The 17651-nt window shown below is 38.3% G+C and carries 17 protein-coding genes; 9 read left to right on the forward strand and 8 right to left on the reverse strand.

From position 1 onward, the window contains the following. The first annotated feature begins 237 nt into the window (after positions 1-237). Positions 238-624 (forward strand): hypothetical protein, encoded by a 387-nt coding sequence (locus tag E6H07_12170; protein ID TMI63531.1) that lies wholly within the window; start codon positions 238-240, stop codon positions 622-624. Positions 625-757: 133 nt separating this feature from the next. Here E6H07_12170 and E6H07_12175 read toward each other — a convergent pair whose 3' ends face one another. The 4 genes from E6H07_12175 to E6H07_12190 all read right to left on the reverse strand — a co-directional run bounded on the left by E6H07_12175 (position 758) and on the right by E6H07_12190 (position 4285). Next, on the reverse strand, positions 758-1168 hold the full coding sequence (locus E6H07_12175; GenBank protein TMI63532.1) for a hypothetical protein: 411 nt from the start codon (positions 1166-1168) through the stop codon (positions 758-760). 65 nt (positions 1169-1233) lie between these two features. Continuing rightward, a complete protein-coding gene (locus E6H07_12180) occupies positions 1234-1500 on the reverse strand; it encodes a hypothetical protein (protein TMI63533.1) in 267 nt (88 codons plus the stop codon). Between the two features lie 68 nt (positions 1501-1568). Beyond that, positions 1569-3833, reverse strand: coding sequence for a DUF4838 domain-containing protein (locus E6H07_12185; GenBank protein ID TMI63534.1), 2265 nt, complete (start codon positions 3831-3833; stop codon positions 1569-1571). A gap of 8 nt (positions 3834-3841) precedes the next feature. Beyond that, positions 3842-4285, reverse strand: coding sequence for a hypothetical protein (locus E6H07_12190; protein TMI63535.1), 444 nt, complete (start codon positions 4283-4285; stop codon positions 3842-3844). Between the two features lie 119 nt (positions 4286-4404). On the opposite strand from E6H07_12190, the gene E6H07_12195 reads away from it, so the two are divergent. The 3 genes from E6H07_12195 (at position 4405) to E6H07_12205 (ending at position 6692) form a co-directional block, all read left to right on the forward strand. Further along, the gene (locus E6H07_12195) at positions 4405-5589 is read left to right on the forward strand and encodes an acyl-CoA dehydrogenase (protein ID TMI63536.1); all 1185 of its coding nucleotides are present in this window, start codon (positions 4405-4407) and stop codon (positions 5587-5589) included. A 214-nt stretch (positions 5590-5803) separates the two neighbouring features. Then, on the forward strand, positions 5804-6310 hold the full coding sequence (locus tag E6H07_12200) for a shikimate kinase (GenBank protein ID TMI63537.1): 507 nt from the start codon (positions 5804-5806) through the stop codon (positions 6308-6310). Continuing rightward, complete coding sequence (locus E6H07_12205; protein ID TMI63538.1) at positions 6303-6692, forward strand: DUF423 domain-containing protein; 390 nt, start codon at positions 6303-6305, stop codon at positions 6690-6692. Before E6H07_12200 ends, E6H07_12205 begins: the two co-directional genes overlap by 8 nt. Here the strand turns inward: E6H07_12205 and E6H07_12210 are convergent, their stop codons facing one another. Continuing rightward, positions 6693-8636 (reverse strand): hypothetical protein, encoded by a 1944-nt coding sequence (locus E6H07_12210; protein TMI63539.1) that lies wholly within the window; start codon positions 8634-8636, stop codon positions 6693-6695. Between the two features lie 123 nt (positions 8637-8759). On the opposite strand from E6H07_12210, the gene E6H07_12215 reads away from it, so the two are divergent. Beyond that, complete coding sequence (locus E6H07_12215) at positions 8760-11306, forward strand: DNA translocase FtsK (protein ID TMI63540.1); 2547 nt, start codon at positions 8760-8762, stop codon at positions 11304-11306. 118 nt (positions 11307-11424) lie between these two features. Continuing rightward, positions 11425-12072, forward strand: coding sequence for an outer membrane lipoprotein carrier protein LolA (locus tag E6H07_12220; protein TMI63541.1), 648 nt, complete (start codon positions 11425-11427; stop codon positions 12070-12072). Between the two features lie 51 nt (positions 12073-12123). On the opposite strand, the gene E6H07_12225 is transcribed toward E6H07_12220, so the two are convergent. Then, on the reverse strand, positions 12124-12543 hold the full coding sequence (locus E6H07_12225) for a DUF4293 family protein (protein TMI63542.1): 420 nt from the start codon (positions 12541-12543) through the stop codon (positions 12124-12126). A 22-nt stretch (positions 12544-12565) separates the two neighbouring features. After that, entirely contained in the window at positions 12566-13843 is a 1278-nt protein-coding gene (locus tag E6H07_12230) for a serine hydroxymethyltransferase (GenBank protein TMI63543.1), read from the reverse strand. 278 nt (positions 13844-14121) lie between these two features. Between E6H07_12230 and E6H07_12235 the strand changes: the two genes are divergently transcribed. From E6H07_12235 to E6H07_12245, 3 genes are all read left to right on the forward strand, one after another. Further along, positions 14122-15114 carry a glucose-1-phosphate thymidylyltransferase gene (locus tag E6H07_12235; protein ID TMI63544.1) on the forward strand — a complete coding sequence of 331 codons (993 nt, stop codon included), beginning with the start codon at positions 14122-14124 and terminating at the stop codon, positions 15112-15114. 96 nt (positions 15115-15210) lie between these two features. After that, positions 15211-16194, forward strand: a complete 984-nt coding sequence (locus E6H07_12240; protein ID TMI63545.1) for a nitronate monooxygenase — start codon at positions 15211-15213, stop codon at positions 16192-16194. A 57-nt stretch (positions 16195-16251) separates the two neighbouring features. Next, on the forward strand, positions 16252-16647 hold the full coding sequence (locus tag E6H07_12245) for a carboxypeptidase regulatory-like domain-containing protein (protein TMI63546.1): 396 nt from the start codon (positions 16252-16254) through the stop codon (positions 16645-16647). 85 nt (positions 16648-16732) lie between these two features. On the opposite strand, the gene E6H07_12250 is transcribed toward E6H07_12245, so the two are convergent. Beyond that, the gene (locus tag E6H07_12250; GenBank protein ID TMI63547.1) at positions 16733-17563 is read right to left on the reverse strand and encodes a hypothetical protein; all 831 of its coding nucleotides are present in this window, start codon (positions 17561-17563) and stop codon (positions 16733-16735) included. Positions 17564-17651 lie beyond the last annotated feature (88 nt).

The raw sequence follows: 17651 nt of genomic DNA on the forward strand, positions 1-17651 counted from the left end.
TAAAAAAAGAGGCAGTTACCCTTCAGAAAACTCATTGAGGAAAGAGCATAAAATGCTAGAAAGAGTTGCATACGAAATAATAACGGGAACCAGAAACATTAAGAAATAATGACAATGATAACTCGAAAATTTAAAGATTTAATAGTTTTTTTGTCGATCATAATTTATTGCTCCTGTATCAATAAATCGTCCGTCTCACAAAAAAAAGAAATCAATGAAAATTGTCAAATAAGCATCATGAGTCCTACTGGATGTTTTACCCACATTGACTTGGATACTAACGGAGCTGGACATTTAACATCAGTACGCAGAACAATATCGAGCGATACATCTTTAGGGTCTTACGATTCCCTTATTAGTAAAATTAATTTCTATGTTAAAACAGATACTGATAAAGTTTTTTTGAAAAAACTTATTGAAACAATTAAATCTAATCCAGACAAGAACAGGCCATTTAGCAGAGACAACTATCAGTTTCTATTATATATCGATGGAATAAAAAAAATCGACGTTTATGGAGATGACAATGATGTTTATTCTATTTTGAAGATATTGCTAAAATATGTTACTTATTTAAACGAAGATCAATGTGAATTTTTAAGTTATTTTAAACAAAGTATATAGAATTAACTGGTATTTCATCTCCATCCGCCTTGGGTTTCACCACTAAGCACTTTACGTTGAAGAGAATTACGGCGAGGACCCTATGACAATGGAAATTGAATAGGCCAATTAAACTTTAAAATCTATTTAAAGCTCACTTTGATAAAATACAAGTTTTTAAAAGTAAATTAATTAGTCTTTCACTGGCTAAATACATTTTGCTTTTGAATAAAATGTATTTCTTGGAACTATGGACACGTATATCGCCAACGGTGTTTTTGTAGACAAACATTGCATAAATTCTTAGATCAAAGTCCTTCATCTTTATAGTTGTTGGTACCAGTTTTTTAATTTCTGAGTTTATCGAGTCAAGAGTTATACTATCCAGAATTGAAAAAATTATTGAGTTCCCCATTTTTTTTATCGCTTCATGATCTATTTGATTAGGGGTTTCAATATCAAATGGCAAATAAAAGACATTTGCTTTCTTTAGAAAACCAGTTTGGGAAAAAGCTGGTTCACTCAGAGTTATACACAGGAATAAAAATACAAAATAGCTTTTCATTTTATCTGTTTTTCAATTCGCCGTATGTCTTCGGCAAAATTATCTAATAAACCTGTAAACTTATTTTAGGACGAGACAGTTTGAGGATAATTATGGCGAAGACCCCTGGAGGACGGAATAATTTCGCAGGTTTCTTCAATTATAGATTTCATCTTATCGGCTTCTTTGCCAGATAGGATTCCGACAAAATCATAAATGCTTGGTTTCTTTTTTTTAGCAGCAGATTTTCTTTTCGATTTTCTCAAAACAGTTTCCAGCTCTGATAATGTACCCTCGTTGGTAATTTTCAGAACCTCTTCGATCAAATGTATTTTTCTTACTTCTTTATACATGACTGTTTATTATGCTAAGTAAATTTAGCCTTATTTTCCCGTAAGGCAAACTGATTCGGGATATAAAGTTATTTCACCACGATCTCATCCGTAAAAATCCAGGCATCACCATTTACTCCTCGCCATGCAGGTAGCTTGCCAATATTTTTTACTGTTACCCTTATATATTTTGCCTGCACAGGTTTTGTAAGGTTTAGTTCAAGCGGCACAATTTGCTTTTCCAATTTAGCCCCGGCATTTTTATTGAGTGTTGTTCCTACATTAGTAAAAGTTTTTCCATCTATACTTGTTTCCACAGTAAATGAAGCAGGCGCCATTATCCAGCTTTGGTTATCATCCATAAAATTCATTTTCACCAAATGAATTTCTTTTGTCTTTCCCAGGTCAATAGTTGCTACAATATCTTTTCCCCACCAGCCCTGCCAGAGAACTTCCCATTTTTCAAAACCATGAATGCCATCAATAAGGCTTTGCGGACCATTGGCTTTGTATTGCTGGTTATACGATTCTTTAAAACTGAGTTTGCTTCCAACAGCTAAATGTTTTTCTATACCGTTAGTAAAATAATTTCTTGTTCTTGTTTCATATTCTTCCGGCGGTAACGAAGTTTCATGTAAAACAGGCGGGCCAAATATTTTGCATTTTCCGGTAAACTCTGAAAGTAAACTATCGTAATAAGGTTTTACAGCAAGCGTAGTGTCACTTGTTTTTTCAAATATCCAATGGTCAGTATTGATCATCGCCTTAGCTACTTCAATATCAGCAAAGCGGAATGCCTGTGCAAATTTGTCAACCCTTCTTAGCACTTTGCTATTCCTTAATGTTTCAATGATGGCTCTCCCAATTTGTTCATGATAAAATTTTATCATTGATGGAGAAAGATAATCATCACGATGCGCAAAAGGATGTTCATAGATCAGCAAGGGCTTGCCTGATTTTTTCAGTACATACTCCATCGTGTCCAATATGTTTTTAATAAATGGCGCTGCCTCTTCATAATAACCTTTCAGGAAATCATTTTTTACACTATCAATATTGATATCCATATTCCACAATAGCTTGCTGATAAGATAAGCCCTGAGTTCTTCCATTTCACCACCGTAACTGGGCCATCCCTGCTGGAAATGCATTTGTACGCCGAATTTTTTAAAGAGCTGCAGGTTAGGTTTCAATACATGCAGGTTAGGAAATGGCGAACAGCTATTGGAAAAGTTTATCACATAATCCCAAACGATCATATTTTTTGTCAGCGCCGACCAGTTTTTCAGATCATCATAAAAGCTTCCTTTGCTTTTATCGGCTTCAATGGGCTTGCTTCTGTCACATTCAATTGTGCAGAGCATAATGTTTACATTCTTTGCCGGTTTTGTTTTTAACGGAGCTTTGCGACTGTACTGGTAAGCCAGTGTTGAAATGATCTTACCAGGGAATGCTGCAGCTACTTTATTTACAAACTGTATAAGGCTACCGGAGGCTGAGCTATCAACCGCATCTGCTTTTTTACAATTATCGCATTCACAAAAATTATAATTATCCATTTGTGATACACTCCAGTATTTAGCAGCAGGGTTTCGGCTTATCTGTGCTTTCAGCGAATCAATGGTGATCTGCAAAACGGAAGGATTGCTTAAGCAAAGCTGATCTTTTGTTCTAACCCCATTTCTCAGAGAATAATATTCAGGATGCAGATCATAATAAACATCCGGCGGAACGAGACGAAACATCGTATGTACCCACATGCCCCATTGTGAGTTGCTGGTAAAATTATTTTTCCGTGGTTCATTACTCAGGCCATGCCATTGCGTATAGAACGGATTATATGCCGGCCCATAATGATTGATGCGAAAGAGAGATCGTCTCGTAAACTGTTCTTCATATTTCTCAGTAAACACGACTTTATTCATTTTTGGAATGATCAAAGCATCAGGAGCATATAAGCGACAACCAAAATATTTCTCAAGAAAACGGTAAATGGCTATAAAGATCCCTTTCTCCCTTCCCTGGATGCTAATCTTGTTATCGCTGATAAAGATGGCATACGATTCATCTTCTCCTATATCGCCAAATGGTTGTTTTATACCAGATGGCTGCAGCCCGGTAATTGAAATTTCTTTTTTTGTTAAGGGGGGATCTGAAACAATTTTAAAATCAGCACCTGAGATCTTATCGAGATAATACTTTAACGTATCAGCCGCTCTTTTTTCAAATGGCATCGGTTTGGATTGTATCCTGATCAGGAAATCCGTTTTTCCGTTTTCAAATAAAGTGAATTGCTGCGCATGAAGACTAACTGAACAAAGAACAATTATCAATGCTGCGATAGCGATCTTCATAGAGATAATTATTTAAATATAAATTTTCCTTTTACTGTCCACCAGGGATAGTATTTCATTATCAACCGGCCAGTGATGACAGCCGTATCGGTTTGAACAAATTTTTCAACTTCAGTTGAATCGCTGCAGTTCATTAAAAAGATCCCTTGCAGATCATCTTCAACACCAATTGGCCCGGCCATAATAATTTTGCCTTCTTTTGCCAGCCGTTCAATATTCGCAATATGGGCAGCTTGTATTTTAACTCTTGATACACTGTCCTGGTTTCTGTTGGGGCCTTTTCTGAGTTCTACTAACCAGAACCTTTTCATTTCTTTTGAATATACTGTAGTGTCGGATTGCAGATCATAGTTCGCCGGGGCGATCGTAGCTTCTGTTTCCTGTTTTGTATTCTTTTTATCGTTGCATGCTACTGCACTTACGAGTACTAAACAGAATAAGATCGGTTTCATATTGATTTTTTAGATTTATTAATTCCGAACCGGCCGCTTTTTTTCCTTTCAGTCATAATTCAAATATCTTTCTTTTCCTTCAATCAGTTACCTTTGCCGCATCAAATATTAAACAACGAATGGCCTCCCGTACAGATCTATTTACCAGTCCTGATTATTTTAATGTAGATGAATTACTTTCCGAAGAGAATAAGTTGGTTCGTGATTCAGTCCGCAATTATGTGAAGAAAGAAATTTCTCCCATCATCGAAGATTATGCTCAACGTGCCGAGTTTCCGGAGCAAATAGTAAAACAGTTAGGTGATCTTGGTTGTTTCGGCCCTACTGTTCCGGTTGAATACGGCGGCGGCGGCCTTGATTATATTTCTTATGGCCTCATGATGCAGGAGCTCGAACGTGGAGATAGTGGAGTTCGTTCAACTGCATCTGTACAGGGTTCGTTGGTAATGTTTCCTATTTATCAATATGGCAATGAAGAACAACGTAAAAAATATTTACCTAAACTGGCAAGTGGTGAATGGCTCGGTTGTTTTGGTTTAACAGAACCTGATCATGGAAGTGATCCTTCAAGCATGCTTACTAATATTAAGGATGCAGGTGACCATGTAATATTAAATGGTGCAAAAATGTGGATCAGCAATGCACCGTACTCACAGGTAGCAGTGGTTTGGGCTAAAGATGAAGAAGATGTTATACGTGGTGTAATTGTTGAAAGAGGAATGGAAGGTTTCAGCACACCAACCACACATGGTAAATGGAGCCTGCGTGCAAGTGCAACGGGTGAATTGGTTTTTGATAATGTAAAAGTTCCGAAAGAAAATATTTTTCCTAATGTAAAAGGGTTAAAAGGCCCATTGGGTTGTTTGACAAAAGCCCGTTATGGTATTGCATGGGGCGTTATCGGTGCTGCAATGGATTGTTATGATACAGCTTTACGATATTCGAAAGAACGGGTTCAGTTTGATAAACCGATCGGTGCATTTCAGTTACAGCAAAAAAAGCTGGCGGAGATGGTAACTGAAATTACAAAAGCTCAATTACTCAACTGGCGGTTAGGAACTTTAATGAATGAAGGAAGGGCTACACCACAGCAGGTATCAATGGCAAAAAGAAATTCATGTGAGATCGCTTCGAATATCTGTCGTGATGCAAGACAAATGCTGGGTGGCATGGGTATCACCGGCGAATACCCGGTAATGCGCCACATGATGAATTTAGAAAGTGTGATAACTTATGAAGGCACACATGATATTCATTTATTGATCACAGGAATGGATGTGACAGGGTTTAATGCATTTAAATAACCCCCTGTCCCCCTAAAGGGGTGACTTAGTTCGAAATTTTATCATAGTATCTTAGCAGTTCTTTATTCGCAGTTTTTTTGTGTTACCAGCAGTATTGCTATTATTAAGCTTCTGTTGCGTCGCACTCTTATACTGTAATAATTCTATTCATCAATAATCGAGCTACTCAATAAATAGTTGAGTGTTCACAAACACCCCTTTAGGGGTTGGGGGTATGAAAATTTTCTTAATCGGCTTTATGGGTTCCGGTAAAACACACTGGGGCCGCCTGCTGGCTGAAAAGCTCAATCTACCTTTTTTTGACCTGGATGAACAAGTGGTTTCGCATGAAGGCAAACCCATCAGCGAAATATTTGCAGAAAATGGTGAAGAGTATTTCCGTGAACTGGAAAAAAATACTCTGCATCTGCTTGCTGAAAGTCATGATAGTTTTATAATGGCATGCGGTGGCGGTACACCTTGCTATTTTAATAATATTGAATACATGAAAAATTCCGGTACTGCTGTGTGGATCGATACGATGCCGGAAGTACTGCATCAACGATTAATGAAGGAGAAAGAGAAAAGACCTTTAATAAAAGATCTGAGCGATGATCAGCTAAGAGGCTTTATTTTAAAAAAATATTCTGACCGACGTATCTATTATGAACAAGCTGATATCATTGTAGCTGAAGACCCCGTTGAATTGGATAAATTGATTCAAAGAATATTTCATGCGTAAATCATTTCTTGTTTCCGGTATCATACTCGCTGGCCTTGCTGTTGCATTGGGAGCTTTTGGTGCACATGGTTTAAAAAAAGTAGTGGATGAACAGTCAGTGGAAGTTTTTAAAACGGGAGTACAATACCAGTTTTATCATTCATTAGCACTTATACTTACCGGAATTCTTTCCATACATTTCTCATCAAAGCAAATAAGTTGGGCAGGTACTTTATTTATTTGGGGTATTATACTTTTCTCAGGTTCGCTTTATGCCATTACTGCGTTTAAGGCAATGGGATCTGCAGTACCAAAATTTGTCGGACCTGTTACACCACTTGGCGGACTACTTTTTATTGCTGGCTGGATCTGCTTGTTAATAGCGGTGATAAAAAGAAAATAATTAAAGCGGAAGTGTAAGAATGGTCAGTGTACCATTTTTATTTTCAATACTGAAACTGCCACCGACAGAACTCATTCTTTTCTGAATATTCTTTAGTCCATTTCCAAACTGTCTTAGTTTGTGCATGTCAATTCCCTTGCCGTTATCATGTACCTGGATAGTAAGATTGTCCGTTGCTTCGATGGTCACAACAATTTCAGATGCTGCCGAATATTTCAATGAATTATTAAGCGTTTCTTTTATACAGAGGAAAACATTTCTTCTTTTATCCCCGGTAATTTCTTTTTCTTCTATTACTGGTGGAATGATCACATTGCAGTTGATGTGAGTATTCTCAAGATATTCCATTGAATAGATCCTGATATATGAAATAAGATTACCCAGTGTATCATTGCCACTGTTCATACTCCAGATGATGGCATTCATTTTATTCAGCACATCATTGGCCGATTCTGATATCCGGTCAATTTCGGCAGGGCTGTCCTCTTTCATTTTTGTTTTTGCCAGTTCACTCATCAATCTTATAGCTGTCATACCGCTTCCCAGTTCGTCATGCATATCCAGCGATATCCGGCTTCTTTCTTCTTCCTGTGCTTTTAATACAGCCAGCTCTTTTTCATATTCTTTCATCTGGTTTTCGGCTTTCAGCCTTTCCCGTTCCCGGGTTTGTTCAATGATCTGGTGTTTGTTTTTATAGCTTAAACCGGCAAGAAAAAAGATCAATTCGAGTAAAATGCCCAGTTGATAATAGAATCCGGCGTTAATAAGTATTCCCGGCATCTTTAATTTATCCTGCCCGATGAAAATAAAGAGCAGCGAAAGAAGTGAAAAGATAAACAACAACGCATTTCCCCAGCCAAGATAGCCAAGTATTTTATCCTCTCTTTTTTTGGAAGCATAAAAAATAAAAAACGCAGCAAGTGCCAGCAATAAAATTTTTAAAACATTCTCCAGGTAATATTCCGGAAGAAATGAGAGAGTAAAGAAATGAAAGACCGAATACAGGATGATCGAAATTACGAGAGCATATACCCCAACAGTACATATTTTATTTACAAAACTGTGCTGATGTTTTGTATCCAGGAAATGTCGTAAGAATAAAAAATAGAATAAATGACCGGCAGAGAACAAAATAAAGTCAAGTGGGCCTTCATAAATAAAATTGAACTGGTTAGACTGCAAACCAAAATAAGCTTTCAAAAAGAAAAGCATACATAAGAAGAATGCATAACAAGCATAATACAAGAACTCTTTGTTTCCACCCAATGAATAATTGATGAGAGAAAAGAAGATCATCATCAGTAGCAAGCCACATAAAAGATAAGTGTATAAACGAAAATTTGCCCGGTCGCTTTCTTCATTTATAATAAACGAGTTTATATAAATATCATTGATCAGCGATGGCTTTACACGGTTGTTAAATGTCTTTACCTGGTGCAGAATGACATAAAATGAGGCTGATTCATTAGCGGCCATTGAAATTCTTCTGTAACTGATCTTATTTCTTGCTTCGGGGTGAATTTTCGGTTGCAGGACAGGGGTACTGCCGCTTACAGATTTATAAATATCTATTTTATCAAAGAAGCGGCCCGGGTAAAAATAAATTGCTGCCGGGTCTGCTGATGGGTTCATTAGTTTGAATTCTAAAACTACTGTTTTGGGAACCAGTGACGATTGGATCTTATCCTTAAAAGGATAAGCATATTTCAGAGAATTCAATTCTGCAGGGGCTGGCTTTTCTTTCGTCATTACCATTGCTGAAGAATCGGTTATCCGGCTTGCAAACTTGATGTTACTCATATCAATTACCGGTAGCTGGTCCGCAGTTTGAGCAGGAGCTTTTGTTAAGATCACCAGGGTGATCAAAAACAAAGTGGAAAAATATTTACCGGGGATCAGATATCTCATAGCAGAATCTCCAAATGTAGAAAATGAATTTTTCATTTTCAATCAGTTGGCATACCACTTTGCGGTAATTATTTTACCCCGGAATTTATTAACAGGCCTGAACAACCATATGCCCCCGACTTCCATTATCTTGCTGCTGATATACTTATCTTTGCCCCTATGGCCAATAAGCTGAAAAAGGCTGTAAAAACAGATCCTGAGAAAAAAACCAAACCGGCCCCGTCAGACCTGAAAGCGGATAAAGAACAGGCGATTGACTGGAAAGGCCTTGCCCGTGATGAACGTACCCGCAAAATTGCCGGTACACTTTCATTACTCGGCGCACTATTTCTTTTCATTTCATTTGTAAGTTATTTTTTTACATGGGAAGAAGACCAGAGTATTGCCAACTCCTGGTCCATATTATTTAATGATAGCGTAAAAGCGTCGAATTTGCTGGGAAGGCTTGGCGCATTTGCTTCTTACTTTTTTATCAGTAATGGATTTGGTATTGCGTCTTTATTCATATGCACTTTCTTTTTTGTGGTTGGGGTAAACCTGCTATTCAACAGAAAAGTATTTTCCATCTGGCGCAATCTTAAATATGTTACTATCGGCATGCTGGTGATCTCTGTTATTCTTGCATTTGCTTTTCAAAATGTCAACCTGTGGTTTGGTGGTGCTGGTGGCTATACCGGCCGTATGATCAGCGACTGGCTTACAGGTATGATTGGAAATGTAGGTACAGGAACTTTATTATTTGTATTACTACTCGGGTATATCATCTGGCAATTCAATCCTTCATTTGATACAAAAAGGAAAGCAATTCTTGCTGAACAACCAGAAGACGAAATAACCAACGAGCCAGTTCCTGCAATTATTCCTGAATCGGCTAATGGAAATTATCTAAAGAAAAACGGAACAACACCTGATATAAATATTGTTTTCCCCGATGGAGAAGAATTGAAACTGGTTGAAAAAGCAGAATTGCCGGTTGAAGAAAAGAAGGAAGTGAAACCAGCAATTATTCTTCCCGTAAATATGGATAAGGCTGCTGTACTGGACCTAAAATCTGAGAAACCTTTTCAGCAAATTGATGAGCTGGTAATACCGGAGAAGCCAAAACCTGAGAAGAAGAAGAAAGAAGAACTCCCACTTGAGATAAAAACGGCAGAAAGAATAGCAGCACAAAAAGATGATGAACCATTGATTGAAAACATGCCGCCTTATGAACCGACATTGGATCTTAGGGATTATAAATATCCAACTCTTGATCTGTTGGAAAACTATGGAAGTGAAAGAATAGTACAGGATGCAAATGAATTGGAGAATAATAAGAACCAGATCATTTCCACATTACGTAATTACGATATAGAGATACAACGTATCAGTGCAACGGTTGGTCCGACCGTTACGTTGTATGAGATCATTCCTGCTGCCGGTGTTCGTATTTCAAGGATCAAAAACCTGGAAGATGATATTGCGTTAAGCCTTGCGGCATTAGGTATCCGTATTATTGCCCCAATACCCGGTAAAGGAACGATTGGTATTGAGGTGCCAAATGCCAAGAAGTCTATCGTAAGTATGAAGACTTTATTGGGCTCAGAGAAATTTCAGCATAACACTTACAGTTTACCCATTGCTATTGGTAAAAAGATCGATAATGAAAATTACATTGTTGATCTGGCCAGTATGCCACATTTGCTGATGGCGGGTGCTACCGGCCAGGGTAAATCAGTTGGTATTAATGCCCTGCTTGTTTCATTGCTATATAAAAAACATCCTTCACAACTCAAGTTTGTTTTAATTGACCCGAAAAAAGTTGAGTTAAGTATTTACCGCGCAATAGAAAATCATTTCTTAGCTAAACTACCTGGCGAAGAAGAAGCGATCATTACCGATACAAAGAAAGTTGTTCATACATTGAATGCCTTATGTATTGAAATGGATAATCGTTATGATCTGCTGAAAGAAGCAGGGGCAAGAAATATTAAAGAATATAATGAGAAGTTCATTAAACGCAGACTGAACCCAGAGAAGGGACATCAATACCTGCCATTTATTGTATTGGTGATTGATGAGTTTGCTGATCTGATCATGACAGCAGGTAAGGAAATTGAAATGCCGATAGCACGACTGGCTCAGTTATCTCGTGCAGTAGGTATACATCTTATTATAGCAACACAGCGTCCCTCTGTAAATATTATCACGGGTACTATCAAAGCAAACTTCCCGGCCCGTATTGCATTTAAGGTTTCATCAAAAATAGATTCACGTACCATTCTTGACACAGGTGGTGCAGACCAACTGATTGGTAAAGGAGATATGCTTATTTCCCATCATGGGGAAGTAACAAGGCTACAATGCGTATTTGTTGACACTCCTGAAGTGGATGCGATCGTAAATTTTATTGGCGATCAGCGTGGCTATCCGCAACCATTCCTGTTGCCGGAATATGTTGATGAAAAAGAACTGGAAGGAAAAGATTTTGATTTGAGTGATCGTGACTCTTTATTTGATGATGCTGCCAAACTGATTGTTTCGTCGCAAATGGGATCAACATCATTGCTTCAACGCCGGATGAAACTGGGTTATAATCGTGCCGGCCGCCTGATGGATCAATTGGAAGCAGCAGGGGTAGTAGGCCCCAATCTTGGAAGTAAAGCAAGAGAAGTTTTGATCAAAACCGACGCTGATTTACAGCAACATCTGACCCTCTTGGGTTAGCAACTTGTTAAGATAAAACCATCTGCCAACTTAGGCTTAGCTATTGCAGTCTTATCCTCGTATTCTTTTATCTTTGCCCGTCTTGTAAAAGACGGGGTCACCAAAAAATATTTTATAGATGAAACAAATTTTTACATTTCTTTTAAGCTTGGGTATATCAGCTATATCTCTGGCGCAAACCGGTAGCCAGGACGCTAAAAAAGTCCTGGATGGTGTGAGTGAAAAGTTTAAGACTTTCAAAACAGTAAATGCCAGCTTTTCGTATAAAGTGGAAAATGCAGCCGGTAAAAACCTTTCTACAAAAAAAGGAACAGTTTGGATGAAAGGAACTAAATATCGTGTTAGTTTCAGCGGCCAGGAAATTTTTTGCGACGGAAAAACAGTTTGGAACTATGATAAAGCAGCGAACGAAGTTACCATCAGCAGCCTTGATGCATCTGGAAGCACCCTGAGTCCACAGAAATTGTTTACCAATTTTTACGATAAAGACTTTACTTATTTCCTGAAAGGAGAGAAGAAAGAAGGCGGTAAAACTTTGCAGGAAATAGAAATGACGCCTACTGATAAAAGTAAAGCATTCAGTAAAGTGAATGTAATGGTGGATAAAACGGCTAAAACAATTTACAGCACAAAGGTAACCGAGAAAGCCGGAAGCAAATACAGTTACACAGTAACTACGATGAAATCAAACGCAACAATTGCTGACTCACAGTTTGTTTTTGATAAGAAAAAATATCCCGGCGTGGAAGAAGTAGATCTGAGATAATTACACTTTAAAAATAAATGATAAGAGATCGCAGAAATGTGATCTCTTTTTTTATCTCAGCCTGTCAACACTTTTTACAAGCTTTTGATCCTTCCGGATACCCATGACAGCAAGGAGAAGTAGTATTGGTATTCCAATAGATAAAACTGAACCCAATGCCATATTGCCGCTGGTATATTTTTGTACCTCATTAAAATAAATGAAAAGATTGATCACTGATAAGCCCAGTGCAGCGAGTGTAAGCCAAAACTGTTGCTCCCTGTTTTTATAAAGAAAAATTATATAAAAGCACCCGGCCGCTAATACTGCTGTTGTTATAAGCAGGATGAAATTCGAACCGGCATCTAACTTTTCAAAACTTTGTGTTGCATCCGGGTTTAACTTGTTGCCGCTGTAAAAAGGAAACTCATAACTGAATGCGGCACAAAGAGCCGATACTAATAACCAGATTGATTGAATACGTTGGATCATGATTTATTTATTTAATCAGTGTTTATCCTAATTCGGGATATAATGGAAACTGTTGCATGAATTCTTTTACTTCTGATTTTACAGATCCGATCAATGCAGCATCGTCAGCATTCATCAATATTTTATCAATTAACGAAACTACTGTTTCCATATGAGCTTCTTTCATGCCTCTTGTTGTAATGGCGGGTACGCCTACACGGATGCCCGATGTAACAAAAGGAGATTTATCATCGAAAGGAACAGCATTTTTATTTAAAGTAATATGTGCTTTATCCAATGTTTCCTGGGCTTTTTTACCGGTAAGATTTTTATTCCGGAGATCGATCAGCATTAAATGATTATCTGTTCCGTTGCTTATTAAATTATAACCGCGGCTTACAAATGCTTTGGCCATTGCCTGCGCATTGCTGATCACCTGCTGACCATAGGCTTTAAAATCTTCTGAAAGTATTTCACCGAATGAAACTGCCTTGGCTGCAATCACATGTTCAAGTGGGCCACCTTGTGAACCGGGGAATACCGCCAGGTCAAGTAATGAACTCATCATTCTTAAATTTCCTTTCGGATCTTTTAATCCCCATGGATTTTCAAAATCATGACGAAGCATGATGATACCGCCTCTTGGCCCACGCAATGTCTTATGCGTAGTTGAAGAAATAATATGACAATGATCAAACGGGTCATTTAATAAACCAGTTGCAATCAAACCCGCAGGATGTGCTATATCAGCAAAAACAACAGCACCTATTTCATCGGCTATTGTACGAATACGTTTATAATCCCAGTCGCGGCTATAAGCTGATGCACCACAAATGATCATCTTTGGTTTTTCAGCACGGGCCTTTGCTTCGAGTTGTTCATAATCAACAATCCCTTCTTTAGTAACACCATAATGTAATGCCTGGTATGTTTTGCCGCTGAAGTTTGCCGGGCTGCCATGCGTTAAGTGACCACCCATACTAAGATCAAGTCCCAGAAATTTTTCGCCGGGTTTCATTACTGCAAGAAACACAGCACCATTAGCCGAAGCCCCGCTATGTGGCTGCACATTTGCCCAACTGCAGTTGAATACTTTTTTTAAACGTTCAATTGCAAGTGTTTCTATTTCATCCACTACTTCGCAACCACCATAATATCTTTTGCCGGGATAACCTTCTGCATATTTATTAGTAGGTACGGTTCCCATTGCCTGCATTACTTCCAATGAAGTAAAATTTTCTGATGCGATGAGTTCAATGCCATTGCGCTGCCGATCGAGTTCTTTACGAATGAGATCAAAAACCAATTTGTCTTTTTGCATTTTTATTGGGCCACTGAGGGCCACAGAGGAAAAGAGTTACACAGAGAATTTCTCAGTGGTTCTCTATTATTCTCAGCGGTTCTCTGTGGGCTGAAGTTTGATGAATAGAATTGTTTCAGTATAAGAGTGCGACGCAACAAAAGTTAAATAGTAATAATTAAGCCGGTAACACAATTATATGGTTGCAAAAATAAGGCTGCTGCAGTTGTGCAGGCCGGTAGGTGAATAAGTTTTTGTTTGTCAATAATTCGCTATTTTCACGGGCTTTTAAAACTACCATGAAGGCTATAATTCCCGTAGCGGGTGCAGGCACAAAGCTGCGTCCCCATACATATACACAACCGAAGGCTCTCATTCCATTGGCAGGTAAAACGATATTGAGTATTATCGTTGACCAGTTGAAGCAAGCCGGTATTACCGAATTCATTTTTATTGTCGGCTATCTTGGCGAAAAGATCGAGGACTACATGCATCAACAATATCCTGAACTCAAAACAGATTTTGTTTTTCAGCAAGACAGGCAGGGTGTTGGTCATGCCGTAAAACTAACCCGGGATTTAGTAGGTGGTGATGAAGTATTTGTAGTGCTTGGCGATACGATCGCTGAGTTTGATTTGAAGGAGGTGCTTGACAGTCCTTTTAGCATGCTGGGTGTAAGAAAGGTGGATGATCCGAGAGATTTTGGCGTAGCAGAACTGGATGAAGATGGAATGGTAAACCATGTGGTAGAAAAACCACAAATGCCAAAAAGCAACCAGGCTTTGGTGGGGTTATATAAAATAAAGGAATCTGCGATGTTGTTTGACTGTTTGGAGAACAATATCCGGCAGGGGCTGAGAAGCCAGGGTGCTTACAGTCTTACAGATGCTTTGGACTGCATGATAAAATCAGGAGCTAAGTTCAAAAGTTTTAAAGTGGATAACTGGTTTGACTGTGGTAAGATGGAAACACTGCTTGAAAGCAATGCAACCTTGTTGAAAAAATATGGTGGCAATGTGAATAAGGATCATGGCTTTGAAAATACCGTTATTATTCCACCAGTAAGTATTGGGGGAGGTTGCAATATTAAAAACTCCATTATAGGCCCGAACGTTGCCATTGGCGAAAACACTACTATAGATTATTCAATTATAAAAAGCTCCATCATCGGTTCATTTTCTAACCTCTTTGATATTGTGCTTGACAACTCTCTTATCGGCAGTGATACAGGCATAGTAGGAGAAAGCCGCACTTTGAATATTGGAGACAATACTGAGATCGACCTTGGTTGATGAACCCCCATCCCCTAAAGGGGAGTAATGAAAATACTTTCTCTTTTGTAACTTCATTTCTAATTCAAATAATTTTATCTCCAAATAAAAATTGTTATGACGGAACTAAGTTCCCCCTTTAGGGGGACAGGGGGCTTTTCTAATCGCATCACAAAATTGTTTGGTATACAGTATCCCATTATCCAGGCAGGAATGATATGGGCAAGCGGCTGGCGGCTGGCAAGTGCTGTAAGTAATGCAGGTGGATTAGGATTGATCGGCAGCGGGAGTATGTATCCGGATGTTTTGCGTGAGCATATTCAAAAATGCAAAGCTGCTACCTCCAAGCCATTTGGTGTAAATGTTCCTTTATTGTACCCGGATATTGACAAGCATATTCAAATCATTATTGAAGAAGGAGTAAAGATCGTTTTTACAAGTGCTGGCAACCCCAAAACATGGACATCTGTTCTAAAAGAAAAAGGAATAACTGTAGTGCATGTGGTGAGTTCATCAAAGTTTGCAAAGAAGGCAGAAGAAGCAGGTTGCGATGCGGTGGTGGCAGAAGGCTTTGAAGCTGGTGGGCATAATGGGAGAGAAGAAACGACGACAATGGTTTTGATACCTGCCGTTGCAAATGCAGTAAATATTCCGGTAATGGCCGCAGGAGGTATTGCAACAGGCAAGCAAATGCTTGCAACAATGGTCTTGGGCGCAGAAGGTGTGCAGGTGGGCAGCCGTTTCGTTGCAAGCGAAGAAGCTTCATCTCATATTAGTTTTAAGAATGCTGTTATCAATTCCAATGAGGGAGATACGATTCTTACAATGAAGCAATTGACACCGGTGAGGCTAATCAAAAATAAATTCTTTGAGGCGGTGCAAAATGCTGAACAAAAGGGGGCTTCGGTAGATGAACTAAAGCAGTTGCTTGGACGGGCAAGGGCTAAAAAAGGAATGTTCGAAGGCGACCTTAACGAAGGTGAACTAGAAATTGGACAGGTCAGCTCACTCATTAAAAATATTTTACCAGCGGCAGCTATTGTGGATGAAATATGGTCTGAGTTCATAAATGCTTTGGCCAGTCCAGTGAAAAAGCTCTAAATTTGATTTGTGTTGTTTCGTAGCCATGAGGATTTATTTGCACCTTAAACCTTTTTTATGAAAAGGACGCTATTGATACTTTTAATGTCTGTCGGCTGCACTGCAGCGGCATATGCTAACGCTGATCCCGATCCAGGTACTGGTAAGGGTAAGAAAGATGATGTAAATGGGATAGTGACGGATGGCGAGGAAAAGAAGCCACTCAAAGATGTTAGCATTACAGCTTATCTCTCTTCAAAGAAAGAAAAAATAGTATTAACTGATGAAGATGGGGGCTATTCTTTTGATGAGTTGAAGCCAGGCACCTACAAATTCGTTTTTGAAAAAACCGGTTATAAGAAAGTGGTAAAAGAAAAAGTAATTGTAAAAGTTGATGAAGCTTTTCAATTAAAAGTTGAAATGCTTGAGGATAAAGATTCTGATCTGATGCCTTCTCCATTCCATTTTTATTAAAACTGATTTCAGAATAGTTTAAATGAAAAGTCCCGCTGTTTAGCGGGACTTTCTTTTTCTGCAAGCACATGGTTTAATGGTTGGTTCAGTCGATATCAATATTAAAATCGTCACCGGCTTCATCATCTATATTAAAGCTTTTATGCTTTTCAAGAAAGCTGCGGTACTTGTTATAAACGTTAGTCGGCTGTTTTTTCCCGTTAATGAATAACTCACCGTCTTTATGCTTTACGGTATAACCTTGTTTTTTATTGATCAGGCCCTCTTTTTCAAGTCCATCAACAAAAGTTTTATATTCTTTCAATTCCACTTTAGCTTTTTCAATTTCTACTTTAGCTTTCTCCAATGATTTTTCTATTTCGGGGCCGATATTTTTGAGTTCTTTCTCCACGTTTTTAATTTCTTCTTTCATTTTGTCCATATCCAGTTCCATTTTCAGTTTTTCCATATCTACTTCTTTCAGGCTTTGTTCCAATTCTGTTTTAATTTTTGAAAAATCCACTTCACGCAAAGCTTTTTGCACTTCGGCTTTTATCTTTTCGCCATCAACTTTTGCAAGTGACTGACTAAGCTCCTCCTGCATTTTCTTCATGTCCACATCTCTTAATGCTTTTTCTAATTCAAGGTGGATTTTTGAAGCGTCAAATTCCTTCATTGCCTTTTCTACTTCTTTCATAGCGTTTTTCATCTCCGCATCAATATTTACATTATCAAGTTCTTCTAAAGCTTCATCCAGGTCACGGACTTTTTTCTCACTGCCTGCTTTTGCTTTTTTAGGGGGGACAGTGTCCGAATATTCTTTGTCTGTAAAATGAAAAGCTTCGCCCTGGAAATCCCATGATATTAAAATGAGGGAAACGCTGATAAGGGCAGCAGCGATCAATGTAAGTCTGAAGACAGGTGTCTTTGGTTTCATAAAATGAGTTTTGAGATTAAGAATTTTGTTTTCTGGCTATACGATATCAAATATACGAGTGATTTCGTATTTCGTTACACTCTTTCTT

It is taken from the genome of Bacteroidota bacterium (genome assembly GCA_005882315.1).
Taxonomy (GTDB): Bacteria; Bacteroidota; Bacteroidia; order Chitinophagales; family Chitinophagaceae; genus VBAR01.

Excerpts from the sequence above, each read along its gene's own strand:
- E6H07_12250 (TMI63547.1), bottom strand. The coding sequence starts at position 17,563 with ATGAAACCAAAGACACCTGTCTTCAGACTTACATTGATCGCTGCTGCC.
- E6H07_12240 (TMI63545.1), top strand. The coding sequence starts at position 15,211 with ATGACGGAACTAAGTTCCCCCTTTAGGGGGACAGGGGGCTTTTCTAAT.
- E6H07_12170 (TMI63531.1), top strand. The coding sequence starts at position 238 with ATGAGTCCTACTGGATGTTTTACCCACATTGACTTGGATACTAACGGA.
- E6H07_12235 (TMI63544.1), top strand. The coding sequence starts at position 14,122 with ATGAAGGCTATAATTCCCGTAGCGGGTGCAGGCACAAAGCTGCGTCCC.
- E6H07_12190 (TMI63535.1), bottom strand. The coding sequence starts at position 4,285 with ATGAAACCGATCTTATTCTGTTTAGTACTCGTAAGTGCAGTAGCATGC.
- E6H07_12225 (TMI63542.1), bottom strand. The coding sequence starts at position 12,543 with ATGATCCAACGTATTCAATCAATCTGGTTATTAGTATCGGCTCTTTGT.
- E6H07_12200 (TMI63537.1), top strand. The coding sequence starts at position 5,804 with ATGAAAATTTTCTTAATCGGCTTTATGGGTTCCGGTAAAACACACTGG.
- E6H07_12195 (TMI63536.1), top strand. The coding sequence starts at position 4,405 with ATGGCCTCCCGTACAGATCTATTTACCAGTCCTGATTATTTTAATGTA.
- E6H07_12185 (TMI63534.1), bottom strand. The coding sequence starts at position 3,833 with ATGAAGATCGCTATCGCAGCATTGATAATTGTTCTTTGTTCAGTTAGT.
- E6H07_12205 (TMI63538.1), top strand. The coding sequence starts at position 6,303 with ATGCGTAAATCATTTCTTGTTTCCGGTATCATACTCGCTGGCCTTGCT.
- E6H07_12245 (TMI63546.1), top strand. The coding sequence starts at position 16,252 with ATGAAAAGGACGCTATTGATACTTTTAATGTCTGTCGGCTGCACTGCA.
- E6H07_12175 (TMI63532.1), bottom strand. The coding sequence starts at position 1,168 with ATGAAAAGCTATTTTGTATTTTTATTCCTGTGTATAACTCTGAGTGAA.
- E6H07_12230 (TMI63543.1), bottom strand. The coding sequence starts at position 13,843 with ATGCAAAAAGACAAATTGGTTTTTGATCTCATTCGTAAAGAACTCGAT.
- E6H07_12220 (TMI63541.1), top strand. The coding sequence starts at position 11,425 with ATGAAACAAATTTTTACATTTCTTTTAAGCTTGGGTATATCAGCTATA.
- E6H07_12215 (TMI63540.1), top strand. The coding sequence starts at position 8,760 with ATGGCCAATAAGCTGAAAAAGGCTGTAAAAACAGATCCTGAGAAAAAA.
- E6H07_12180 (TMI63533.1), bottom strand. The coding sequence starts at position 1,500 with ATGTATAAAGAAGTAAGAAAAATACATTTGATCGAAGAGGTTCTGAAA.
- E6H07_12210 (TMI63539.1), bottom strand. The coding sequence starts at position 8,636 with ATGAAAAATTCATTTTCTACATTTGGAGATTCTGCTATGAGATATCTG.